The sequence below is a fragment of the Aeromicrobium sp. REDSEA-S38_B2 genome (assembly GCF_001628525.1).
Taxonomy (GTDB): domain Bacteria; phylum Actinomycetota; class Actinomycetes; order Propionibacteriales; family Nocardioidaceae; genus Aeromicrobium; species Aeromicrobium erythreum.
Genome location: NZ_LUNH01000026.1, coordinates 1 through 23232 on the forward strand (window position 1 = coordinate 1; position 23232 = coordinate 23232).

Sequence of the window (23232 nt, forward strand, 5' to 3'; positions counted from 1 at the left end):
CCTCCCTGTCCGGGTCGCCGTAGATTCTAATCCCAGGGATCTCCCTCATCCTGGACGCGGTCCACGAGGCGATGTCGTTGATGTGCTCGTGCACCTCTCTCATGTCAAACTGGTCGAGCCATTCGACAGCGGCCCCCCAGCCTATCGCCTCCGCGATTCGGGGTGTTCCGGTCTCGAACATAGCGTGGCCTTCCTGGAACGTCGAGCCCTCGGTCGAGACTCGCTTAATCATCGACCCGCCAGTCATGAACGGGGCCATCTCGGCCATCGCGTCGCGTCTGACGAGCAGGCAGCCTATGCCAGTGGGCCCAGCCATCTTGTGAGCAGATATGGCGACGAAGTCCGCCCCCAGTGAGTCGAAGTCGATTCTCTCGTGTGGGGCTCCCTGGGCGCAGTCTATGAGCCCCCGCGCGCCGGCGGCATGCGACATCTCGATGATATTCTCTATCGGATTGCGCACGCCCAGGACATTGCTGGTGTGGACGACGCAGACCAGAGAGGCGCCTTCGATAGCCACTTCGAAGGCATCCATGTCGAGAGTGAATGACGCGGTGTCGATGGGCACATACCTGACCTCGATACCGTTGTCGACGGACATCTGCTGCCAAGGAACGATGTCCGCGTGGTGCTCCATCTCGGTCAGGACGACGACGTCGCCCTCGCTGAGGTTCTCCCTCGCCCAGCCGTAGGCTGCCAGGTTGATCGCCTCGGTAGCCCCGCTGGTGTAGATCATCTGGTCGGGAGAGGTTCCGAAGTACGAGGATATTCGCTCCCTTGCGCCCTCCAGCGCCGTGGTCGCCTCGTCGGCGGTGGCCTCGTCCCCCGCGTCAGCGTCCGGCTCCTCGCGCGGAGGGCCCTCGGCGAGCAGCGTCTTGAAGGCTGCCTCGTCGAGGATGGGGACGCCGAGCTGCTCGGCCTTGTCGGCCTTGGAGCCGGGGTTGTCGCCGACGACGACGTAGTCGGTCTTCTTGCTCACCGACCCGGCGGCCTTGCCGCCGTGCTCGAGGATCGCCTCCTTGACGGAATCGCGGGTGAAGTCCTCGAGGGAGCCGGTGACGACGATCGTCAGCCCGTCGAGCGTGCCGCCGCCGGTGGACGCCGCGCCGGGACCCGGGTGGTCCGGTATCGCGAACCGGACGCCGGCCGCGCTCCAGCGGTCCAGGATCTCCTGGTGCCAGTCGACGGCGAGCCACTCCAGCAGCGAGTCGGCGATGATCGGGCCGACACCGTCGACCTGCGCGAGCGTGTCGCGGTCGGCCGCGCGGATCGCCTCGAGGGAGCCGAAGTACTGCGCCAGCGCCCGTGCTGCGACCGGGCCGACGTGGCGGATCGACAGTGCCACGAGCTGGCGCCAGAAGTCCTTCGTCTTGGCCTTCTCGAGCTCGTCGACCAGCGTGAGGGCCTGCGCCGACGGGTGCAGGACGCGGTGGTTCTTGCGCACGCCCGCGGCCCGACGCTCCGCGGGCGACGCGTCCTCGAAGCCGGGCGGGTAGGTGACCTCGACCCGCTGGAAGGGTGCACGTCGTACCGGCTCGCCCGTCCGCTCGTCGATGCGGGGCTCGCCGGTCTCGGCGTCGCGCACGACCACCTCGATCGGCACGAGCGTGTCGAGGTCGAGGTCGAACAGACCCGCCTCGCTACGCAAGGGCGGCTCCTCCGGCACCGTCGGCTGCGTGAGCGCGGCGGCCGTGACCTCGCCGAGCGCCTCGATGTCGAGCGCACCCCTCGACCCGACGTGCTCGACCCGGCCGCGCACCTGCGCCGGGCAGGTCTGCGCGTTCGGACAGCGCAGGTCGATGTCGCCCTCCTTCATGGGCCGCAGCGGGGTGCCGCACACCGGGCAGTCGTCGGGCATGACGAACTCGACCTCGCTGCCGTCGCGCAGCTCCGCGACCGGGCCGAGGACCTCGGGGATGACGTCGCCGGCCTTGCGCAGGACGACCGTGTCACCGATGAGCACGCCCTTCTGCCGGACGACGTCCTTGTTGTGCAGCGTGGCCTGCCGCACGACGCTGCCGGCGACCTGCGCCGGCTCCATGACGGCGAACGGCGTGGCCCGACCGGTGCGGCCCACGGAGACGACGATGTCGAGCAGGCGGGTGTGCACCTCCTCGGGCGGGAACTTGTAGGCGATCGCCCAGCGGGGCGCGCGACTCGTCTCGCCGAGCTCCGGGTGCAGCGCGAGCTCGTCGACCTTGACGACGACACCGTCGATCTCGTGCTCGATGGCGTGCCGGTCCTGGCCGAGCTCGGCGACGCGGGCGAGGAGGTCGTCGACGGAGTCGTAGACCCGCGAGTGCGGGCTGGTGGGCAGACCCCACGACCCGAGCAGGTCGTAGACCTCGCTCTGTGCCGCGACCGGCGGACGCTCCCACGCGCCGATGCCGTGCACGTAGAGGGACAGCGCCTCGATCCGCGCCTCCCCCGCCTCGCGCTCGAGCCCGTCCTTCTTGCCCAGCAGCTGGCGCAGGCCGCCGCTGGCCGCGTTGCGCGGGTTGGCGAACGCCGGGAAGCGTCGGGCGGCGGCGGCCTCGGCCCGGTCCTGCTCGACCCCTCGCCCGGTCATCTCGGCCACGACCCGCTCGCGCAGGTCGGCCTGGAGCGCGTTGAGCCGCTCGAACGCGGCGACCGCGATGAAGACCTCCCCGCGGACCTCGACGATCGGCGGGTGTCCCTCGCCGTCGAGCCGCCGCGGCACGCCGGGCAGCCGCACCGCGTTGGTGGTGACGTCCTCGCCGACCCTGCCGTCGCCGCGGGTCGCGGCGCTGACGAGCCGGCCGTGCTCGTAGCGCAAGGAGAGCGCCAGGCCGTCGATCTTGACCTCGGTGAGCCACCGGACGTCGCGCCCCGCCGAGGCACGCGTCTTCTCGCACCACGCGGTGAGCTCCTCGGGCGAGAAGACGTTGTCGAGGCTGAGCATGCGCTCGGCGTGCTCGACCGGCGCGAGCTCGGAGCTGCGGGCAGCGCCCACCGAGAGGGTCGGCGAGTCCTGACCCTGGACCTCGGGGTGCAGCCGCTCGAGCGCCTCGAGCCGGTGCATCCAGCCGTCGTAGGTCTGGTCGTCGACCCGGGAGTCGTCGTCGCCGTAGTACGCGTCGCGGGCCTCGTTGATGCGCTCGACGAGCTGCTCGGCCTCGGCACGCGCCTGGTCGAGGGTCAGGTCCAACGGGTTCTGCGGGGCCTCGGTCACGTCGTTCATCCTAGGACCGACCTCCGACGTCCACCCCTCGTCGACGAGCCGACGGACGCGCCGCGGGTGCGACGTCGGCAGCGACCTGACACGGTGGACGCATGAGCCCCCGACGCCTCGTCCCGATCGTCCTCGGAGCCCTGCTCGTCGTGGCGGGGCTCGTCGGGTTCTTCGTCCTCGACGGGCTCGCCGCCGACCTCGCGTGCGGGGTCGCCGTGGTGGTCGGCATCGCCGTGGTGCGTCTCGGGTCGCGGCCCGACCCTGACGAGATCGTCTAGCGCACCTCAGCGCGCCAGTCCCACGGCCTCCGCGAGCACGCGGCGGGCGAAGGCGGGCGACGCGCCCGCGAGACCGCAGGCCGGCGTGATCACGACGCGGTCGTGCCAGGCGTCCTCGCCGAACCCGAGCCGTCCGGTCCAGTCCTCGATCCGACGTCGGGACGCGGCCGGGTCGAACGCGACGTCGGTCGACGGCAGCGCCCCGACCCAGAGGTCCGTCCCTGCCTCGAAGGCCTCGGCCCAGGCATCCGCACCCCCGCCGGTGGCCGCCTCGACCAGGCCGAGGTCGAACGCGACGGCGTCGAAGCCGGCTCCGCGCAGCAGGGAGACGGGGACCGCGGGCGCGCAGCAGTGCGCCACCGGCATCGCCCCGGCGTCGCGGACGGCGTCGACGACGAGCCGCAGCAGCGCGTCGGCCTCGGGCAGGTCGACGGTGCGGTAGCGGCCGAAGCCGGACGACGTCGGCACCTGCGCGGCCAGCACCGCGGGCAGGGCCGGCTCGTCGACCTGCACCACGAGCGGCGAGCGCGGGAAGCGCCGACGCAGCGACGCCACGTGGTCGCCCACCCCCGACGCGAGCGCGTGCGCGAGGTCGCGCCGTGCCCCGTGGTCGGACAGGACCTTCTCGCCCCGCTGGAGCTCGACGGTCGCCGCCAACGTCCACGGTCCGGCCACCTGCTGCTTGACGGTGCCCTCCCGGTCCTGGGCGACCTCCTCGAGGACGTCGAGGTCCTGCGCGAGCAGGGAGCGGGCCCGACGGTGGTCGACCCCCGAGGCGTCGAGCAGACGCCACCCGGCGGGCTGGAGGTCGGCGCCCAGGCCGTCGAGCACGGCGAGCGACCTGCCGACCATCTGGGCGGCGACGCCACGCGCCGGGAGCTCGGGCACGAAGACGAGGTCGTCGAGCGTGCCGAGCACCATCGCGGCGCTCTCGGCGTAGTCCTCGCCGGGCAAGGAGCCGATGCCGGTCGCCCTCACCTGCCGTCCCCGACGCCGACCTCGACGCGCGACGTGGCCGTGATGGTGGCGGAGCCGACCACGCGGGTGCCCACGTAGACGACGACGGCCTGACCGGGCGCGATGCCCTCGGCGGGGTCGTGCAGCCGCACCCGGACGAGGCCGCCGTCGACCTCGACGACGGCGCGGTGCTCGGCGCCGTGGGCGCGCAGCTGCACGGTGCACTCGAGCGGACCGTCCGGCGCCGGGCCGCACCAGAGCGGGCGGTCGGCCTCCAGCACGTCGACGAGGAGACGCTCGCGCGGGCCCACCGTCACCGTGCCCGAGACCGGCTCGATGTCGAGCACGAAGCGCGGCTTGCCGTCGTCGGCCGGCACGCCCAGCCGCAGGCCCCGGCGCTGGCCGATCGTGTAGGCGTAGGCGCCGTCGTGCTCGCGCAGGACGGTGCCGTCCTCGTCGACGATCGTCCCGGGGCGGGGGCCGAGCCGCTCGGCGAGCCACCCGGCGTTGTCGCCGTCGGCGACGAAGCAGATGTCGTGGCTGTCGGGCTTCGTGGCCACCTGCAGGTCGCGACGGGCGGCCTCGGCGCGCACCTCGGTCTTGACCGAGCCCCCGAGCGGGAAGTGCGAGTGCCGGAGCTGCTCCTGCGTGAGCACGCCCAGCACGTAGCTCTGGTCCTTGCCCGCGTCCTGGGCCCGGTGGAGCTCGACGTCGCCGCTCGCCCCGGTCTCGAGGAGGGCGTAGTGGCCGGTGACGACGCCGTCGAAGCCCAGCGCGAGCGCGCGGTCGAGCACGGCGGCGAACTTGATCTTCTCGTTGCAGCGCAGGCACGGGTTCGGGGTGCGGCCGGCCGCGTACTCGGCGACGAAGTCGTCGACCACCTCGTCGGCGAACTCGGTGCTCATGTCCCACACGTAGAACGGGATGCCGAGCACGTCGGCGGCGCGGCGGGCGTCGCCGGCGTCCTCGATGGAACAGCAGCCCCGCGCACCGGAGCGGTACGACCGCGGGTTGCGGCTGAGCGCGAGGTGCACGCCGGTGACGTCGTGGCCGGCCTCGACCGCGCGCGCCGCGGCGACGGCGGAGTCGACCCCGCCCGACATGGCGGCGACGAGCCGTGCCATCAGCGTCCCCTGACGAGGGAGGCCGTGACGGCGCGATCGCGCACCTGCGGGAGCGCGGCGAGCAGCCGGTCGACGTCGGCCTCGGTGGAGGTGTGACCCAGGCTCAGCCGCAGCGACCCGCGGGCGGCGGCGTCGTCGTAGCCCATGGCGAGGAGCACGTGGCTGGGCTGCGGGACGCCCGCCTGGCAGGCCGAGCCCGTGGACACCTCGATGCCCTGGGCGTCGAGCAGCATGAGCATGGCGTCGCCCTCGCAGCCCGGGAACGTCACGTGGGCGATGTTCGGGAGCCGGTGCTGCGGACCGGGCTCCGGGTCGCCGTTGACGACGGCGTCGGGGACGGCCTGCAGGAGACCGGTGACCAGCCTCTGCCGCAGGCGCTCGATCCGCGCCGAGACCTCGGCCTGTCGCTCGACGGTGATCTCGAGCGCCCGCGCGAACGCGGCGATCAGCGCCACCCCGACGGTCCCGGAGCGCAGGTCGCGCTCCTGCCCGCCACCGTGGACGAGGGGCACGGGGGCCACCTCACGACGCACCAGCAGCGCACCCACCCCCACGGGCCCGCCGAGCTTGTGCGCGGTGACCGTCATGGCGTCGAGCCCGGAGGCGGCGAAGTCGAGCGGGAGGTAGCCGGCGGCCTGCACGGCGTCGCTGTGCACCGGGATCGCGTGCTCCTTCGCCAGCGCGACGACGTCGTCGACCGGCTGCACGGTCCCCATCTCGTTGTTGGCCCACATGGTCGTCACCACCGCGACCGACGCCGGGTCGGCCTCGATCTGCTCGCGCAGCCGCTCCACGACGACCCGTCCCTGTCGGTCGACGGGGGTCGTGTCGATGCGGGCACCCTCGTGGGCGGCCAGCCACGTGACGGGGTCGAGCAGGGCGTGGTGCTCGATCGAGCTGAACAGCACGCGGTCGCGGGCGGGATCGACGTCGCGTCGGGCCCAGTACAGGCCCTTGATGGCCAGGTTGTTCGCCTCGGTTCCCCCGGAGGTGAACACGACCTCGGACGGGCGGGCGCCGAGGCACTCCGCGATCACCTCGCGCGACTCCTCCACGACCCGCCGCGCGGCGCGGCCCGAGGCGTGCAGGCTCGACGCGTTGCCCGTGCGGGCCAGCTGCTCGGTGAGCACCTGCGCGGCCTCGGGGTGCATCGGCGTGGTGGCCGCGTGGTCGAGGTAGACCACGGAAGCCGGCGCGCTGTTCTCGGACGTCATGACGTCACCAGGGTAGACCGGCGCGCCACCGCGTCGTCGCGCGCTGGCGGCGACGTCGCGCTCACCGCCCGCAGACGTCGGCCAGCGCCCGCGCCGCGTCGGTGAGCTGCTCGTCGGTCACCGAGCGCCCGAAGGTGAAGCGCACCGCCGTCTGCGCCACCTCCGACGGCACTCCCATGGCCACCAGCACGTGGCTCGGCTCGTCGCTGCCGGCGTGGCACGCCGACCCGCTGGAGCACACCACACCGCGGCGCTCGAGGTCGAGCAGCACCGACTCGCCCGACCGTCCGGGGAGCACGAACGACGCGTGCCCCGGGAGACGACGCACCGGGTGTCCCGTCAGTGCGGCGCCCGGGACCGACTCCAGCACCGCCGCGACGAAGCGGTCGCGCCGCGCCGCCACCTCCGCCGCCGACGTGCCGGCCGAGCGCGTGAGCCGCAGCGCAGCCGCGAGACCGACGGCACCCGCCACGTCCTCGGTGCCGGAGCGTCGACCGCCCTGCTGGCCGCCGCCGTGGACGAGCGGCTCGACGCGCACGCCCCGACGCACCCACAGCATCCCGACGCCCTTCGGTCCGCCGAGCTTGTGCGCCGAGAGGCTGAGCGCCTGGACGCCGAGCACTCCGACGTCGAGCGTCAGCCCGTCGTGGTCGGGCCAGGCCGCCGACTGGACCGCGTCGGTGTGGAACGGGACCCCGTGTCGCGCCGCCACCTCCGCCAGCGCGGCGACCGGCTGGACGGTGCCGACCTCGTTGCTGGCGTGCTGCACGCTCACCACGGTCGTGTCGTCGCGCAGCACCGCAGCCAGGTGGCCGGGGTCGACGAGACCGTCGCCGTCGACCTCGAGCTCGGTGACGTCGTAGCCGATGCGGCCGAGCCAGCGGGCCGACTCCAGGACCGCCGGGTGCTCGACGGCGCTCACGACCACGTGGCGTCCCCGCGGCTGGGCGAGTGCGATGCCCTTGACGGCCGTGTTCGCCGCCTCGGTCCCCCCAGAGGTGAACGTGACCTCGCCGGCGCGCGCACCGAGAGCCTCGGCGACGTCGGCGCGCGCCTGCTCCAGGCCGGCACGGGCGGCGTCGCCGATCTCGTGGTGGCTCGACGGGTTCCCGAACGCCGGACCGAGGTAGGGGCCCATGGCGGCGAGCACGTCGCGGCGCAGCGGCGTGGTGGCCGCCTCGTCGAGGTAGATCACGTCGCCGGTCCCGCCACCTGCGACCCGGCACCTCCGGCCCCGCCGACCTCGACGTCGAGCCCGAGGTCGAGCGCGCGGACGGAGTGGGTCAGGGCACCGACGCTGATCACGTCGACGCCGGCGCGCGCCACCTCGCCGACGGTCTCGAGCGTGATGCCGCCGCTCGCCTCGACGATCGCGCGACCCGCGACGAGCGCGACCCCCGCCCGCAGCTCGTCGGGCGTGAAGTTGTCGAGCATGATCGTGTCGACACCGCCGGCCAGCACGGCCTCCACCTGGTCGAGACGGTCGACCTCGACCTCGACGTGGGTCGTGTGCGGCAGCTGCTCGCGCGCCTGACGGATCGCGGCGGTCACGTCGTCGACGAGCGCGAGGTGGTTGTCCTTCGCCATCACGGCGTCGGAGAGCGAGAAGCGGTGGTTGCGCCCGCCACCGCAGCGGACCGCGTGCCGCTCCAGCGCCCGCAGCCCGGGCGTGGTCTTGCGGGTGTCGACGATCCGGACGCCCGTCCCCTCGACCGCCTCGACGTACCGGGCCGTGAGGGTCGCGATGCCGCACAGGCGCTGGACGAGGTTGAGGGCCACGCGCTCCCCGCGCAGCACGGCCCGTGCGGGGCCCACGACGGTCGCCAGGACGTCACCCGCGGCGAACGGTTCGGCGTCGGCGCGCAGGACCTCGACCACGACCGCCGGGTCGACCGCGGCGAACGTCTCGACGAGCACGTCGCCGCCGGCCATGACGCCGGCCTCGCGGGCCACGACCGACGCTCGGGCAACGGCGGTCGCCGGCACGAACACCTCCGACGTGAGGTCGCCGGACGGCGCGTCCTCGTCGAGGGCGAGGTCGACGACACGTCGCACCTGGCGTCGGGTCAGCACGCGGCACCTGCCGTCGCCCCGACTCGACGCGGAGCGGTGGTCCGGGCGAGCACCACGGCACTGTGCCGGGCCACCGGCCCCGGAGCGGGAGCGTCGATGCGGAAGTGACCACCGCGCGACTCCCGACGCTCCAGCGCCGAGACGACCAGCGCCCGCGCAACGGTGCGCAGGTTGGCGTCCTCGACCGCCTTCACGTCACCACCCGAGGGGACGCTCGTGTCGACCCGCTGCAGGGTCTCCACCGCGTGCCGCAGTCCGACCTCGTCGCGCCGCAGCCCGGCCGTGTCCCACAGCAGCCGCTGCAGGTCGGTCCGGATGAGCGGCAACGGGTCGTCGGTGTCCGCGGGAGGCACGAGGACGGGTGCCGCCCAGCTCTCGTCGACGTCGTCGGCCGCACGCGGCGCGGCCACCGCGGCCTCGACCACCCGCCGTCCGTACACCGCCCCCTCGAGCAGCGAGTTCGACGCGAGCCGGTTGGCTCCGTGCAGCCCGTTGCAGGCGACCTCGCCGACGGCCAGCAGACCCGGCAACGACGTGCGTCCCCAGAGGTCGGTCCGCACGCCGCCCATGAAGTAGTGGGCTGCCGGGGCGACGGGGACCGGCTCGCGGCCCCAGTCGAGCCCGAACGAGCGCACCGACGCGTCGATGGTCGGGAAGCGGCGGGCGAGGAAGTCGGCCCCGAGGGCGGTGGCGTCGAGCAGCACCGGCGCACCGCCCTGGCGAGCCATCTGCTCCGCGATCCCCCGCGCCACGACGTCACGAGGGGCGAGCTCGGCGTCGGGGTGGACGTCGAACATGAACCGGTGGCCGTCCGCGGCGCGCAGGACGGCACCCTCCCCCCGCACGGCCTCGGACACGAGCGGGCTGCCCGGGACCGCGAGGGCGGTCGGGTGGAACTGGTAGAGCTCGAGGTCGGCGGCGACCGCACCCGCACGCAGCGCCATCGCCAGGCCGTCGCCCGTAGCGACGGCGGGGTTGGTCGTGTACGGGTAGAGCTGCCCTGCTCCCCCGGTGGCGAGCACCACCTGGTCACCGTTCAGCACCGTGCCGTCGAGGAGCACGACGCCCCTGACGACGCCCCCGTCGACGACGAGGTCGACGGCCATCGTCCGCTCGCGCACGTCGACGTCGCTCGCGCGCACCCTCTCGACCAGGGCGTCGGAGATGGCCGCACCCGTCGCGTCGCCACCGGCGTGCAGGATCCGCCCGTGGGAGTGGGCGGCCTCCAGGCCCCGGGCCAGCTCGCCCTGGTGCACGTCGAAGCGCACTCCGCGCCGCACGAGGGCGGCGACCGCGTCGGGACCAGCGGCGCAGAGCACCTGCACGGCCGCCTCGTCCGACAGCCCGGCACCGGCGGCCAGCGTGTCGGCCACGTGCGACGCGACGCTGTCGGCGGGGTCGGTGACCACCGCCACGCCGCCCTGCGCCCAGCTGGTGTTGCTGGTGACGAGGTCGGCCTTCGTGAGCAGCGTGACCCGCACCCCGGGACGAGCTGCCGCCTCCAGCGCCGCGGTGAGTCCGGCGACGCCGCTGCCGACGACGACCACGTGCCTCACGTCAGGCACCCCTCCCCGAGACGGGGACCGGGGAGGCGTCCTTCGGTCGCGCGGCGAGCATGCGCTCCAGGGCGACCTTGGCGTCGCGCGCGACGTCGTCGGGCACGACGATCTCGTTGCGCACCTCCCCCTCGAGCAACCCGTCGAGCACCCAGGCGAGGTAGCCCGGGTGGATCCGGTACATCGTCGAGCAGGGGCACACGACGGGGTCGAGGCAGAAGATCGTGCGGTCGGGGTGCTCCGCCGCGAGCCGGTTCACGAGGTTGACCTCGGTGCCGATGGCGATGACGTCGCCGGGCTGGCTGGCCGCTACGTACTTGCGGATGAGGTCCGTCGAGCCGGCCGCGTCGGCAGCGTCGACGACCGGCATCGGGCACTCGGGGTGCACGACCACCTTGACGCCGGGGTGCTCCGCGCGCGCCTGCTCGATCTGCGCGACGGTGAACCGCTTGTGCACTGAGCAGAAGCCGTGCCACAGCAGCACCTGCGCGTCGTGCAGCTGCTCCTCGGTGTTGCCCCCGAGCGGCTTGCGCGGGTTCCACATCGGCATGCGGTCCAGCGGCACGCCCAGGGCCTTGGCCGTGTTGCGGCCGAGGTGCTGGTCGGGGAAGAAGAGCACGCGGTGCGCCCGCTCGAACGCCCACTCCAGCACCGTGGCGGCGTTCGACGACGTGCAGACGATGCCGCCGTGCCGGCCGCAGAACGCCTTGAGGGCGGCCGAGGAGTTCATGTAGGTGACCGGCAGGACCGGCACCTTGCCGTCGGCGTCGGGACCCATGCCCGTGACGGGGTCGGCGTAGACGCGCTCGAGCTCCTCCCACGCCGTCTCGACCGACTCCTCGTCGGCCATGTCGGCCATGGAGCAGCCGGCGGCCAGGTTGGGCAGGATCACGTGCTGCTCCGGCCGCGCGAGGATGTCGGCGGTCTCGGCCATGAAGTGCACGCCGCAGAAGACGATGGTCTCGGCGTCGGGGCGGGTGAGCGCGGCGTTGGCGAGCTGGAAGGAGTCGCCCACGAAGTCGGCGTGCTGCACGACCTCGTCGCGCTGGTAGAAGTGCCCGAGCACGACGAGCCGGTCGCCGAGCGCCTCCTTCGCCGCGCGGATCCGCTCGTGCAGGTCGGCGTCGTCCATCCGCTGGTAGGCCACGGGCAGCTGGCCGGGACGCACCACCGGCTCGGGCACGACGTCGTCCTCGGACGCCCCGGGGCCGTAGCCCGGCACGAGGTCGAAGAGCCACGGGCCCTCGGCGAGCTCGGCGTCGCACGTGTCGCCGGGCCGTGCGGTGACGACGTCGTGGACGGAGCCGGTGGGGACGGGACCGGTGGACAGGGTGCTGGTCATCGGATCTCCTCGGGGAGAGCCGCGCGCCGGTACAGCGCGGGCGGACGGTGGCTCGTGCCGGTGAGGTAGGAGCCGGTGGCGGTGACGGTCCCGCTCGCCAGGACCTGGCGGCGGAAGTTGGCGGGGTCGAGCGAGCGATCGAGCACGGCCTCGTGCACGGCGCGCAGGTCGGCCAGCGTGAACTCGGGCGTGACGAAGGCGAACGCGATCGGCGAGTACGTGATCTTGGCCCGCAGACGCGCCAGGGCGTAGCGGAGGATCGTGTCGTGGTCGAAGGCGAGCCCGCGCACGTCGTCGGCGACGAACCACTCGACGTTCTCGCCGTCGGTGGCCCGGGCGTCCTCGTCGGGTCGCACCAGCGCCCAGTAGACGATCGAGACCACGCGGTCCTCGGGCGAGCGGTCGACCGCGCCGAAGGAGTAGAGCTGCTCGAGGTGTCGCGGCGCCAGGCCGGTGGTGCGCTCGAGCGTGTGGCGCGCCGAGGCCGCGAGGTCCTCGTCGGGGCGCAGCGGGCCGCCCGGGAGGGCCCAACGCCCCTCGTACGGCTCGCGGATGCGGCGCACGAGCGGCAGCCACAGGGTCGTACGGCCCGTCGTGGGGTGCGGGCGCAGCGCGAAGATGACCGTGGACACCGCCAGGCTGACCTGGCCGGTGTCGGTCTCGACGTCGGTGCGCATCGCCACTCCCTTCGGGTTGACCTGACCTTAACCCCACCTTCTGGTCGGCTCAACTCGAAGTGCGGCGCATCTCACCCCTCGGGCACCGGCCAGGATGGGGGTCATGCAGATCCGCCGCCTGACCGAGGCCGACGAGGACGTCATGCGACGCCAGTTCACCGAGGCGTTCGGCGCCTTCGACCCGCCGGAGCCGCCCGTCCCCCTCATCGTCGCCGGCAAGCGCTGGTGGGGGGCGGAGGTCGACGGGCGCATCGTCGCGACGGCGCTGGACCGCGAGTACGCGTCGTGGTTCGGCGGTGTCCGCGTGCCGACGGCGGGGATCGGCGGGGTCACGGTCGCGCCCGAGCACCGCGGAGCCGGTCTGCTCCGTCCGCTGTTCACGGCCATGCTGGCCGAGGCCCGGGAGCGTGGCGCGCTGGTCTCGACGCTGTACGCCACCGCGCCCGCGCTCTACCGGCGGTTCGGGTTCGAGACGGTCTCCTCGCTCGACGACGTGCGTCTGCCGACCCATGCGCTCGCCGTGGGCGGCAGCACCCCCGTGCGGCGGGCCACCTCGGCCGACGACGACGCGATCCGCGCCGTACACGACCGCGCGGCGGCCCGCGAGAACGGTCCGCTCGCGCGCACCGGACCGCTCTTCACGGAGTCGCCGACCCTGCGCGTCAGCGGGGTGAGCGTCGCCGAGCGCGAGGGCGAGGTCATCGGCTACGTGTCGTGGGACCGCGGCCGCGGGTACGGCGCCGAGGGCGAGCTGGTGGTCGGGCAGCTGATGGCCGACGACGCCGACGCGCTGCGCTCCCTGCTGAGCCTGCTGTCGACGTTCGCGTCGGTCACCCCGACCGTCCGGATCCGCACCAGCGGCGTGCCGCCGTGGCAGCACCTGCTGCGCGCGGCGCACCCGGAGACGGTCTCGTCGGCCCCCTACGCGCTGGCGGTGCTCGACCCGGCCGCCCTCGGTCTGCCGCGCGTGCACCCCGGCATCGACACCCGCCTCCCGTTCTCCGTCGACGGGCGCTCCTTCACCCTCGTGGTCGCCGACGGCTCCGGGCACGTCGAGCCCGCGGGCACGTCGGCGGGCGGCCGCACGTTCACGCGCGGTGGCCTGGCGCTGACGTTCGCCGGCGCGGCGACCTCGGCCACCCTGCGCTCGCTGGGCCACGTCGGAGGCGACCCCGCCGACGACGTCACGTGGGACCTGCTGTTCACGCGCGGCCCGGTGACGGTGCACGACTACTTCTGACGCTCAGCGGAAGTCGCGCGACCGGTGCCGTCCGATCGCGGTCGCCGTCTCGGGGTAGAGGGTCTCGATCCGCTCGATCCGCTCCGCCCGCAGGTTCGTGGCGCCCTCGACGTTCTCGACGATCCCCCGCACGACCACGCCGGCCGCGTTCTGCAGCACCCGGCGGTGCTGCTCCCAGACGTCGGCGAACACCACCACGTTGAGCATCCCCGTCTCGTCCTCCAGGTTGAGGAACGTGACGCCCGACGCCGTGTACGGACGCTGCTTGTGGGTGATGAGCCCGGCCACCCGGATCCGCCGACCCGTGCCGAGCGACGCGCACTCCTGCACCGCGCGGACCTCCTCGCGCACCAGCAGGGGACGCAGGTGCACGAACGGGTGGTCGGTGGGCGAGATGCGCGTGGCCCACAGGTCGGCCGTGGTCAGCTCGACGTCGCTCATGCCCGGCAGCATCGGCGGCGGTGCCTGCACGGCCGTGCCCTCCAGCAGGTCGGGCGCGTCGGTGTAGCCCGCGTTCCACAGCGCCTGGCGTCTGCTGAGGCCGAACACGTCGAACGCCCCTGCCGTGGCCAGGGCCTCCATCTGCGCCACCGACAACCGCGTGCGGCGCACCACGTCGGCCATGTCGGTGAACGCACGCTCCGCCCGGGCCGCCACGACGCGCTCGGCGTCGGCCTGCCCGATGCCCTGCACCTCCGTGAGCCCCAGCCGCACCGCGTGGTGGCCGTCGCGCCGGTGCTCGGCCAGCCGGGCCTGCAGCACGTCGCGGTCCTGCGTGTCGTCGAAGTCGCCCGTCGGGGGCTGCTCACGGTGGGTGCAGGTGTCGAGCCCGGTCGGGGTCCCGGCCCCCTGGCCCGCGACGAGGAGCTCCAGGTCGGCGTGGACCTGGGAACGGGCGATGCAGGGTCGGCGGACCTCCACCCCGTGCCGGCGGGCGTCGGCGGTGAGCGACTGCGGGGAGTAGAAGCCCATCGGCTGCGAGCGCAGCAGCGCCGCCAGGAACGCCGCCGGGGCGTGCAGCTTCAGCCAGCTGCTCGCGTACACCAGCAGCCCGAAGCTGAGCGCGTGGCTCTCGGCGAACCCGAAGTTCGCGAACGCCTGGATCCGCTCGTAGATCCCGTCGGCGGTCTCCCCCGTGATGCCGTGGCGCTGCATGCCGGCGTACAGGGTCTCGCGCAGGCGCTCGATCCGCTCCGTCCCGCGCTTGGAGCCCATCGCCCGCCGCAGCAGGTCGGCGTCGTCACCCGTGCAGTCGCCCACCGTCATCGCGATCTGCATGAGCTGCTCCTGGAACAGCGGTACGCCCATCGTGCGCTCCAGCACCGGCTTCAGCAGCGGGTGGATGTGGTCGACCGGCTCCTTGCCCAGTCGGCGACGGATGTACGGGTGCACCGCCCCGCCCTGGATGGGGCCCGGGCGGATGAGGGCGATCTCGATGACGAGGTCGTAGTACGAGCGCGGCCGAAGACGCGGCAGGGTGCCGATCTGGGCCCGGCTCTCGACCTGGAACACGCCCACCGAGTCCGCCAGGCAGAGCATGTCGAAGACTCCGCGCTCCTCCTTCGGGATCGACGCGAGGTCCCACCGCTCCCCCGTGTGCTCGGCCAGCAGGTCGAACGTGTGCTGGATCGCCCCGAGCATCCCGAGGCCGAGCAGGTCGAACTTGACCAGCCCCATCCACGCGCAGTCGTCCTTGTCCCACTGCAGCACGGTGCGCTTGTCCATGCGGGCCCGCTCGATCGGCACCACCTCGCCCACCGGCCGCTCGGTGAGCACCATGCCACCGGAGTGGATGCCCAGGTGGCGAGGCGTCTTCAGCAGCTGCTCGGCGAGCTCGCGCACCAGCGGCGGCAGGGGGTGGTCCTCGGCCGTCTCGACGGCCCGCCACGACTCGATGCCCTTGCTCCACGCGTCCTGCTGACCCACCGAGTAGCCCAGCGCCTTGGCGACGTCGCGCACCGCCGACCGCGGCTGGTAGCTGATCACGTTGGCCACCTGCGCGGCGTTGCGCCGGCCGAACTGGTCGTAGACCCACTGGATGATCTCCTCCCGGCGGTCGGCGTCGAAGTCGACGTCGATGTCGGGCTCCTCGTCGCGGGTGGCGGCCAGGAAGCGCTCGAACGGCAGGTCGTAGAGCATCGAGTCGACCGCCGTGATGCGCAGCGCGTAGCAGACCGCGGAGTTCGCGGCCGAGCCGCGACCCTGGCACAGGATCCCGCGACGTCGGGCCTCGGCGACGATGTCGTGGACGATGAGGAAGTAGCCGCAGAAGCCCTTCGCCTCGATGACGGCCAGCTCCCGCTGCAGCCGTTCCTCGGCGCGGTCGCGGTCGTGCGCGTAGAGCTCGTCGGCACCCCGGCGCACCAGCTCGCGCAGGTACTCCATCGGCGTGTACCCGGCGGGCACCTCGGTCTGCGGCAGCCGCGGGGCCGCTCGCCGCAGGTCGAACGCCGCGGCCCGGGCGACGTCGACCGAGCGCGCCACCGCACCGGGGTACCGGCCGAACCGGGCCTGCATCTCCGCGCCCGAGCGCAGGTACGCCTGGCCCGAGGCCGCCAGCCAGCCGTCCATGTCGGTGAGGCTGCGGCGGGCCCGGACGGCTGCCATCGCCTGGGCCAGCCGGGTGCGTCCCGGGGTCGCCGCGTGCACGTTGCCGGTGGCCACCACGGGCAGGTGGTGCTCGGCGGCCAGCCCCGCCAGCACGTCGTTCACGGTGGAGTCGGTCGGCCCGCCGTGGTGGGTGAGCTCGACGTCGACCGCGTCGGCGCCGAACAGGTCGACCAGACGGCGCAGTGCGCGGGACGCGTCGGCCGGGCCGCCGGTGGCGAGCGCCTGGCGCACGAAGCCCTTGCGGCAGCCGGTGAGCACGTGCCAGTGCCCGCGGCCCTGCTCGGCCAGCTGCTCGAGGTCGTAGACCGGTCGGCCCTTCTCGTCGCCGGCCAGCTGCGCCTCGGTGATGGCGGAGGCCAGCCGGTGGTAGCCCTCCACACCGCGGGCGAGCACGAGCAGGTGGCTGCCCTCGGGGTCGGGCACCCCCTGCTGCGGTGCCGTGAGGCCGAGCGACAGCTCCGCGCCGAAGACCGTCGGCAGGCCCAGCTCCTGTGCCGCCTCGGCGAAGCGGGCCACACCGTAGAAGCCGTCGTGGTCGGTCAGGGCCAGCGCCTCCAGCCCGAGGTCGACGGCCTGCTCGACCAGGACCTCGGGGGCGCTGGCGCCGTCGAGGAAGCTGAAGTCGCTGTGGCAGTGCAGCTCGGCGTACGGCACGGTCGGCGCCTGGTCCGCGCCGTCCTGCCACCGGCCGCCACCGTCCGTGGCGTCGGGAGCCCGGTAGCGCGCGCGCTTACGGCTGAACGCGGGACCGTCCCCGCCATCGGGGAAGCGACCGTCGACGGGGTCGGGTGCCAGGTCCTCGGTGCCGGGCACCGGGCCGCGCCGGTCGGCACGCCGGTCCTGCGGGAGGGCGTGCGCCGGACGTCCGGAGAGCCGCGCCTCGAGCTCGCGCCAGGTGACGTCGGGGTTGTTCCAGCCCATCAGCGCCTCCCCCTCCCCCGCTGAGCGTGACGTTTGCGGGGTGCGGACGCGCTCACGGCCCCGCGAACGTCACGCTTAGCGGGGAGGGGGGGCGTGAGGCGGTCAGTCATAGCGCGCCTCGGTCCACCAGGTGCCGTTCTCGACGACCATGAGCCAGGCGGTCCCGTCGACACCGACCACCTGGAAGCGGGCCACCCGACGGGCGGCGGCCTCGTCCCACCAGAGCTCGTCGACGGGCCAGGGACCGGCCCACGACGCGACGGGACGCCACTGCTCGTCGCCCGTGGCGCGGAACCGCACCGGCTCGCAGCTGATCGCCCCGCGGCCGTCGACGCCGACCACCCGGTCGCCCGGTCCGACGACCTGGGCCGGCCTCGGGGCGGCGTACACGGTGGCCGGCGCCGGCGGCGGCACCGACCCGGGCCACGGGGCACCGACCGCCCGGGCCGGCTGCGCCTGCTCGCCCCACGTCGTCAGCAGGCGGCGGGCAGCCGGTGCCCGACCACCCTGGACCTGGGCCGCGAGCACCCCGTCGTGCCCGACCAGACCCTGCACCCGGGCGATCCCCCGCTCGACGCGCTCGTCGTCGGCAGCCCGGGTGCCGGCCCCGAACAGCACCGGGGCGTGCTCGCCGACGGGCGCGACCGTCTCGGGCACCAGCCGCACGCCGCCGACCGGTCCGGGCAGCACCGTGCCCTGCAGCTGCCAGCGCACCCGGTCGACGACGTCGACGGCACCGAACCAGCGCGGGTGCGCCCAGCGTCGGGTGGAGGCGACGACACCGTCGACCTCGACCTCGATCCCGAGGGCGGTGCACACGACACCGCGCTCGGCCAGGCGGGCGACGAACCGCTCGGCCACCGAGCGCAGGCTGAACGCGACGGTCTCGGAGCTGGAGACCGGCGGCTCGAGCGCGAGCACGCCGCTCAGCTCGGGCGGCACGTCGCGGCGCGCGAGCAGCCGGGGATCCTGCCCCGAGGCGAGCCGGTGGAGCAGACCACCGTGCGCCCCGAACCGGGTGTGGACGTCGGAGGGCCGCAGCGCCGCCAGGTGCGCGAGGGTGGTCAGGCCCATGCGGCGCAGCAGGCTGACCACGTCGGGCGACTCGAGCACCTCGACCGGGAGCGGGGCCAGGAAGGCGGCGTCGGTGCCGGGCTCGACGACGTGGACGTCCTGCGGGGCAGCCCGGCGGGCGGCCTGCTCCGCGGCGAACAGGGTGTCGGCGACGCCGAGCCGCACGTCCCACACCGCGAGCGAGACGACGCGCTCGGCGACGACGGCCGCCGCCTGCTCCTCCCCGCCGTAGAAGCGGGCCGGCACGGGCAGCGCGCACAGCCCGGGACGCAACGGCGTGACCGCGGGGCTGAGCTCCTCGACGCCGAGCAGCACCTCCTCGAACGAGCGTGCCTCGACGTCGGGACGGTGGTCGGCCAGGTGCAGCTCGGGGCAGCGCGCCTGGGCGTCGCGACGACGCATGCCCCGCCGCACCCCCTCGACCCGCGCGGCGTGGTTGCACGCGAGCACCTGGCCGCCCTCGAGCACGGCACCGGGCTCGTCGCGCGGCAGGTCGGGCAGGGCGGCCCGCACCGGCCAGTCGGGGCACCACACCACGAGGGTCCTCATCCGGCGCTCCGCACGACCGCGGGCTCACGCCGGCGCACGGGTGCGACGTCGGGGCGAGCCTGCTGCACGGTGAGGTCGGCCGCGGGCAGCAGCAGGTCCCGGGTGCGGCGCGGTGCCGCGCCGCGGTGGAGCGCGACCGTGACCTCCCGCGAGCGCAGGTGCCCGTCGCCGGCGCCCGGGCCTGCCCAGCGGGCGGTCTCGAGGGTGAGCCGGGCGTCGCAGCGCGGCCAGTCGCCCCACGGGACGAGCACGCAGCCCTGCTTGCGCAGCCGGGCCCCGAGGCGGGACGCGTCGCCCTCGCCGACCGCCGCGGACGGGCGGACGACCACGAGACCCACCACGTCGACGAGCGCGGCCGTGACCTCCAGCCAGCGGTCCTGCGGGTCGGGCACCAGCACCGTGCGGTGCGGGTCGACGCCCATCGCGACCGCAGCCTCGACCCCCAGGTCGGGTGCGCCGACCACCGCGCACCACGTGCCGGCCGCCGACGGACCGGCCATGAGCAGCAGGGCCAGGCTGGCCGAGTCGACGCCGTACACCCCTCCGGTCTCCAGGCTCAGCAGACCCTCGAGGGCCGCGTGCGTGGGCACCGACTGGCGGGCAGGAGCGCCCTGCATCCGCTCGACCTCGCGTCGCAGCTCGGCGACGACCTCGAGGGCGGGACGGGCGGTGGACACCCCACCATGATCGAACAGATGTTCGAACGAGTCAACTGGATCGACGCACCCCGCGCCCGGTCAGCCGGGCGCGGGGCGAGCCTCAGACGTCGTCGCCGGCCTCCACCACGCCGAGCGGGATCGACCCGCCCGGGATGGCGTCGAGGAGCATGCGCGTGTAGTCCTCGCGGGGGTTCTCGAACACCTCGGACACGGTCGACTGCTCGACGACCTTGCCGTTCTGCATCACCAGCACGTTGTCGGCGATCTGCCGCACGACCGCGAGGTCGTGGGTGATGAACAGGTAGGACAGGCCCAGCTCGCTCTGCAGCTCGTTCAGCAGCGTCAGGATCTGCGCCTGCACCAGCACGTCGAGCGCCGAGACGGCCTCGTCGCAGATGACGACCTCCGGGTCGAGCGCGAGGGCTCGGGCGATCGCCACGCGCTGGCGCTGGCCGCCCGAGAGCTCGTTCGGGTAGCGCGTCATGACCGAGGCCGGCAGTGACACCTTGTCGAGCAGGTCGCGGATCTTGGCCTCGCGCTCCTTGGCCGTGCCGACGCCGTGCAGCCGCAGCGGCTCCTCGATCGAGCGGTAGATGGAGTACATCGGGTCCAGCGAGGCGTACGGGTTCTGGAACACCGGCTGCATCTGGCGCCGCAGCGCGAGCTGCTGGTCCTTCTTGCGCAGGGTCGTGATGTCGACGCCGTCGAACTCGACGCTGCCGCTGGTCGCGTCGAGCAGACCGAGGACCATACGGGCCACGGTCGACTTGCCCGACCCCGACTCGCCGACGATCGCGGTGGTCGTGCCGCGCTCGAGCTGGAAGGAGACCTGGTCGACCGCCGTGAAGTCGGTCGACTGCCCCGGCCGGCTGCCGCGGATCTTGAAGACCTTGGTGAGGTCCTTGGCCTCGATGATCGTGCCGCGGCCCTCCCCCAGCTCGTCGTCGTGGGTCGCGACCTCGGCGGCGATCTCGGCCGCCGTCTGCACGGCCTGCTCACGGACCTCGGCGCGGGCCTCCACCGACGAGAGCCGCTGCGAGGCGAGCGACGGTGCCGAGCTGACGAGCCGCTTGCTGTACGGGTGCTGGGGGTCCTGCAGGATCTCCAGCGCCGGCCCGGACTCCACGACCTGCCCGCGGTACATGACCACGAGGTGGTCGGCCCGCTCGGCCGCCAGCCCGAGGTCGTGGGTGATGAGCAGGACCGCGAAGCCCAGCTCGTCGGTGAGCCGGTCGAGGTGGTCGAGGATCTGCTTCTGGACCGTCACGTCGAGCGCCGACGTGGGCTCGTCGGCGATGAGCAGCTTCGGCCGCGCGGCCAGGCCCATCGCGATGAGCGCACGCTGGCGCATGCCGCCGGAGAACTCGTGCGGGTACTGCTGGGCCCGACGGGCCGCGTCGGGCAGTCCGGCCTCCTCGAGCAGCTCGACGACGCGGGCGTCGGCGGCCTTGCCCTTGGCGACGCCGTTGGCCTCGAGCGACTCCTTGATCTGCGTGCCCACACGCCACAGCGGGTTGAGGTTCGACATCGGGTCCTGCGGCACGAGGCCGATGGACGAGCCGCGCAGGGCGACGATGTCGGACTTCTTCGCGTGCGCGATGTCCTGGCCCTCGAAGAGGATCTGGCCACCGGTGATCCGTCCGGTGCCGGGCAGCAGGTCGATGATGGCGTGCGCCGTCGTCGACTTGCCCGAGCCGGACTCTCCCACGATCGCGACGGTCTGACCGGGGTAGACCGACAGGTTGGCGCCGATGACGGCGGGCACCACGGTCTTCTTGTCGGCCGCGAAGCCCACGTGGAGGTCCTTGACCTCCAGCAGCGGCTGGTCGGGGTTCAGGTCGCGGCTCATCGCTTCTTGGCCTTCGGGTCGAGGGCGTCGCGCACGGCGTCGCCGAGGAGGATGAAGCTGAACACGGTGAGCGCCAGCGCTCCGGCCGGCCAGAACATGGTGCCCAGCCGCTGCCCGGCCCGCACCTGGTTCTGGGAGGCCGCGATGTCGTTGCCCCAGGACACGATGCTGGTCGGCAGCCCGAGGCCGAGGAACGACAGCGTCGCCTCTGCCACGATGAACACACCGAGCGAGACCGTCGCCGTGACGATCACGGGAGCCAGGGAGTTCGGCACGACGTGGCGGAGCAGGTTGCGCCGCGGCGTGGCACCGAGCGCACGCGCGGCGTCGACGAACTCCTGCTGCTTGGTCTCGATGACGGCACCGCGGGCGATACGCGTCACCTGGGGCCAGCCGAAGAGTCCCAGGGCGAGCACGATCGCGAGGACCGACCCCCAGAAGCCACGGTCGGGCCAGACGTTGTTGAGCGCCGACAGCAGCACGATCGCGGCCAGCAGCAGCGGGATGGCGTAGAAGATGTCGCCGACGCGGGAGATGAGCGTGTCGAAGATGCCGCCGTAGAAGCCGGCGACGGCACCCGTCACGAGGCCGAGCAGGGCGACGATGAGCGTCGTGAAGACGCCGACGGCGACCGAGGCGCGTGCCCCGTAGATGACGCGCGAGTACACGTCGCAGCCCTGGCGGTCGAAGCCGAGCGGATGACCGGGCGAGGAGACCGCCAGGCTCTTGCCGGGCTGGCAGAAGCTGGGGTCGTTGCTCGTGAACAGGCCCGGCACCGCGATGACCACGGCCAGGAACACGAGGAGCACGGCCGAGACCCAGAACAGCGGGTTCTTGCGCAGCTGCTTCCACGCCTCCTTCCACTGGCTCTCCGGCGGGGCCGTGGTGTCGAGTGCGCCGACGTCGTGCAGCGGGGTGTCCTCCAGGCGGGCGAGGTAGCGCTCCTGCCCGGGACGGATCTTCGAGCGACGGCCGTCAGGCATAGCGGATCCTCGGGTCGAGCCAGGCGTAGAGCAGGTCCACGACAAGGCTGGTGAGCACGTAGACGAGCACCATGATGGTGACCACCGAGACGATGGTCGGGGTCTCGCCGCGTCGGACGGCCTGGAAGGCCAGGTTGCCGACGCCGGGGACGTTGAAGATGCCCTCGGTCACGACCGCGCCGGCCATCAGGCCGCCCAGGTCGGCGCCGAGGAACGTCACGACGGGGATGAGGGAGTTGCGCAGCACGTGGCGGCGGTTGACCTGCCCGTCGGGCAGACCCTTGGCCCGGGCCGTGCGCACGTGGTCGGCGGTGAGGTTCTCGATCACCGACGTGCGGGTCAGGCGCAGCACGTAGGCGAACGACACGAGACCGAGGACGATGGCCGGCAGCAGCAGCTCACGGAACGTCGCCTGCGAGCTGACGAGCGCCGGCAGCGCCCCGAGCTTGATGCCGACGATCAGCTGCAGCACGAAGCCGAAGACGAAGATCGGGACGGCGATGACGAGCAGCGACACCACGAGCATCGTGGAGTCGAACAGCTTGCCGCGGCGCATGCCCGCGTAGAAGCCGGCAGCCACGCCGAGCACGGCCTCGATGACGAGGGCCATGAAGGCCAGCTTGATGGTCACGGGGAACGCGCGCTGGACGAGGTCGATCACCGGCTGGCCGCTGAACGACGTGCCGAAGTCGAGGGTCACCGCGCCCTTGAGGAACAACAGCCACTGCACCAGGAACGGCTTGTCGAAGTTGTACTGCTCGCGCAGCGCCTGGTAGGTGCCCTCGGGCACGGGCTTGTCGCCGAACAGCGCGACGATGGGATCACCTGGTCGCAGGAACACCATCGCGTAGATGAGCAGCGTCGCTCCGAGGATCACCGGGATCGCTTGGAGGAGACGCTTACCGACGTACCACCACATGGGCAGGACTCCTTGTC

The 23232-nt window shown here is 73.3% G+C and carries 17 protein-coding genes and 1 pseudogene; 2 read left to right on the forward strand and 16 right to left on the reverse strand.

Features of this window, described 5'->3' with window-relative positions; translation table 11 throughout:
• Positions 1 to 868: aminotransferase class V-fold PLP-dependent enzyme (locus A6Q81_RS17360; protein WP_502692806.1), on the reverse strand; the 868-nt coding region annotated here is incomplete at its 3' end.
• Positions 851 to 3199 (reverse strand): annotated as a pseudogene (gene ligA / locus A6Q81_RS07010) (NAD-dependent DNA ligase LigA); the annotation flags it as partial. The gene A6Q81_RS17360 and the pseudogene ligA, both read right to left, overlap by 18 nt.
• Positions 3200 to 3291: 92 nt before the next feature.
• On the opposite strand from ligA, the gene A6Q81_RS07015 reads away from it, so the two are divergent.
• The gene (locus A6Q81_RS07015; protein ID WP_158509191.1) at positions 3292 to 3468 is read left to right on the forward strand and encodes a hypothetical protein; all 177 of its coding nucleotides are present in this window, start codon (positions 3292 to 3294) and stop codon (positions 3466 to 3468) included.
• 6 nt (positions 3469 to 3474) lie between these two features.
• Here A6Q81_RS07015 and A6Q81_RS07020 read toward each other — a convergent pair whose 3' ends face one another.
• The 8 genes from A6Q81_RS07020 to A6Q81_RS07055 form a co-directional block, all read right to left on the reverse strand.
• Positions 3475 to 4446, reverse strand: a complete 972-nt coding sequence (locus A6Q81_RS07020; RefSeq protein WP_286689982.1) for a uroporphyrinogen decarboxylase/cobalamine-independent methonine synthase family protein — start codon at positions 4444 to 4446, stop codon at positions 3475 to 3477.
• Positions 4443 to 5549, reverse strand: a complete 1107-nt coding sequence (gene mnmA, locus A6Q81_RS07025) for a tRNA 2-thiouridine(34) synthase MnmA (protein WP_067856416.1) — start codon at positions 5547 to 5549, stop codon at positions 4443 to 4445. The genes A6Q81_RS07020 and mnmA overlap by 4 nt, the downstream gene beginning before the upstream one ends.
• A complete protein-coding gene (locus A6Q81_RS07030; RefSeq protein ID WP_202967715.1) occupies positions 5549 to 6763 on the reverse strand; it encodes a cysteine desulfurase family protein in 1215 nt (404 codons plus the stop codon). The genes mnmA and A6Q81_RS07030 overlap by 1 nt, the downstream gene beginning before the upstream one ends.
• 61 nt (positions 6764 to 6824) lie before the next feature.
• Positions 6825 to 7958: a cysteine desulfurase family protein gene (locus A6Q81_RS07035; RefSeq protein ID WP_067856413.1), complete on the reverse strand. Its 1134-nt coding sequence runs from the start codon at positions 7956 to 7958 to the stop codon at positions 6825 to 6827.
• Entirely contained in the window at positions 7955 to 8836 is an 882-nt protein-coding gene (nadC, locus tag A6Q81_RS07040; RefSeq protein ID WP_286689983.1) for a carboxylating nicotinate-nucleotide diphosphorylase, read from the reverse strand. The genes A6Q81_RS07035 and nadC overlap by 4 nt, the downstream gene beginning before the upstream one ends.
• The gene (gene nadB / locus A6Q81_RS07045; RefSeq protein WP_286689984.1) at positions 8830 to 10392 is read right to left on the reverse strand and encodes an L-aspartate oxidase; all 1563 of its coding nucleotides are present in this window, start codon (positions 10390 to 10392) and stop codon (positions 8830 to 8832) included. The genes nadC and nadB overlap by 7 nt, the downstream gene beginning before the upstream one ends.
• Position 10393: 1 nt before the next feature.
• Positions 10394 to 11734, reverse strand: a complete 1341-nt coding sequence (gene nadA, locus A6Q81_RS07050; protein ID WP_067856404.1) for a quinolinate synthase NadA — start codon at positions 11732 to 11734, stop codon at positions 10394 to 10396.
• Positions 11731 to 12411, reverse strand: a complete 681-nt coding sequence (locus A6Q81_RS07055; protein WP_286689985.1) for an NUDIX hydrolase — start codon at positions 12409 to 12411, stop codon at positions 11731 to 11733. The genes nadA and A6Q81_RS07055 overlap by 4 nt, the downstream gene beginning before the upstream one ends.
• 103 nt (positions 12412 to 12514) lie before the next feature.
• On the opposite strand from A6Q81_RS07055, the gene A6Q81_RS07060 reads away from it, so the two are divergent.
• Positions 12515 to 13651, forward strand: coding sequence for a GNAT family N-acetyltransferase (locus A6Q81_RS07060; RefSeq protein ID WP_286689986.1), 1137 nt, complete (start codon positions 12515 to 12517; stop codon positions 13649 to 13651).
• A gap of 3 nt (positions 13652 to 13654) precedes the next feature.
• On the opposite strand, the gene A6Q81_RS07065 is transcribed toward A6Q81_RS07060, so the two are convergent.
• The 6 genes from A6Q81_RS07065 to A6Q81_RS07090 form a co-directional block, all read right to left on the reverse strand.
• A complete protein-coding gene (locus A6Q81_RS07065; RefSeq protein WP_286689987.1) occupies positions 13655 to 17182 on the reverse strand; it encodes an error-prone DNA polymerase in 3528 nt (1175 codons plus the stop codon).
• Positions 17183 to 17284: 102 nt separating this feature from the next.
• A complete protein-coding gene (locus A6Q81_RS07070; protein ID WP_286689988.1) occupies positions 17285 to 18805 on the reverse strand; it encodes a DNA polymerase Y family protein in 1521 nt (506 codons plus the stop codon).
• Positions 18802 to 19482, reverse strand: a complete 681-nt coding sequence (gene imuA', locus A6Q81_RS07075) for a DnaE2-dependent mutagenesis accessory factor ImuA' (RefSeq protein WP_236749842.1) — start codon at positions 19480 to 19482, stop codon at positions 18802 to 18804. Before imuA' ends, A6Q81_RS07070 begins: the two co-directional genes overlap by 4 nt.
• A gap of 82 nt (positions 19483 to 19564) precedes the next feature.
• The gene (locus A6Q81_RS07080) at positions 19565 to 21313 is read right to left on the reverse strand and encodes a dipeptide ABC transporter ATP-binding protein (RefSeq protein WP_067856388.1); all 1749 of its coding nucleotides are present in this window, start codon (positions 21311 to 21313) and stop codon (positions 19565 to 19567) included.
• Positions 21310 to 22296 (reverse strand): ABC transporter permease, encoded by a 987-nt coding sequence (locus A6Q81_RS07085; protein WP_286689989.1) that lies wholly within the window; start codon positions 22294 to 22296, stop codon positions 21310 to 21312. Before A6Q81_RS07085 ends, A6Q81_RS07080 begins: the two co-directional genes overlap by 4 nt.
• On the reverse strand, positions 22289 to 23215 hold the full coding sequence (locus tag A6Q81_RS07090) for an ABC transporter permease (RefSeq protein ID WP_067856382.1): 927 nt from the start codon (positions 23213 to 23215) through the stop codon (positions 22289 to 22291). The genes A6Q81_RS07085 and A6Q81_RS07090 overlap by 8 nt, the downstream gene beginning before the upstream one ends.
• Positions 23216 to 23232: the final 17 nt, after the last annotated feature.

What these genes read in the sequence shown, in the direction of transcription:
- A6Q81_RS07085 (WP_286689989.1), bottom strand. Translation starts at nt 22,296, where the DNA reads ATGCCTGACGGCCGTCGCTCGAAGATCCGTCCCGGGCAGGAGCGCTAC.
- A6Q81_RS07030 (WP_202967715.1), bottom strand. Translation starts at nt 6,763, where the DNA reads ATGACGTCCGAGAACAGCGCGCCGGCTTCCGTGGTCTACCTCGACCAC.
- A6Q81_RS07070 (WP_286689988.1), bottom strand. Translation starts at nt 18,805, where the DNA reads ATGAGGACCCTCGTGGTGTGGTGCCCCGACTGGCCGGTGCGGGCCGCC.
- A6Q81_RS07090 (WP_067856382.1), bottom strand. Translation starts at nt 23,215, where the DNA reads ATGTGGTGGTACGTCGGTAAGCGTCTCCTCCAAGCGATCCCGGTGATC.
- A6Q81_RS07015 (WP_158509191.1), top strand. Translation starts at nt 3,292, where the DNA reads ATGAGCCCCCGACGCCTCGTCCCGATCGTCCTCGGAGCCCTGCTCGTC.
- A6Q81_RS07060 (WP_286689986.1), top strand. Translation starts at nt 12,515, where the DNA reads ATGCAGATCCGCCGCCTGACCGAGGCCGACGAGGACGTCATGCGACGC.
- A6Q81_RS07065 (WP_286689987.1), bottom strand. Translation starts at nt 17,182, where the DNA reads ATGGGCTGGAACAACCCCGACGTCACCTGGCGCGAGCTCGAGGCGCGG.
- A6Q81_RS07055 (WP_286689985.1), bottom strand. Translation starts at nt 12,411, where the DNA reads ATGCGCACCGACGTCGAGACCGACACCGGCCAGGTCAGCCTGGCGGTG.
- A6Q81_RS07080 (WP_067856388.1), bottom strand. Translation starts at nt 21,313, where the DNA reads ATGAGCCGCGACCTGAACCCCGACCAGCCGCTGCTGGAGGTCAAGGAC.
- nadA (WP_067856404.1), bottom strand. Translation starts at nt 11,734, where the DNA reads ATGACCAGCACCCTGTCCACCGGTCCCGTCCCCACCGGCTCCGTCCAC.
- mnmA (WP_067856416.1), bottom strand. Translation starts at nt 5,549, where the DNA reads ATGGCACGGCTCGTCGCCGCCATGTCGGGCGGGGTCGACTCCGCCGTC.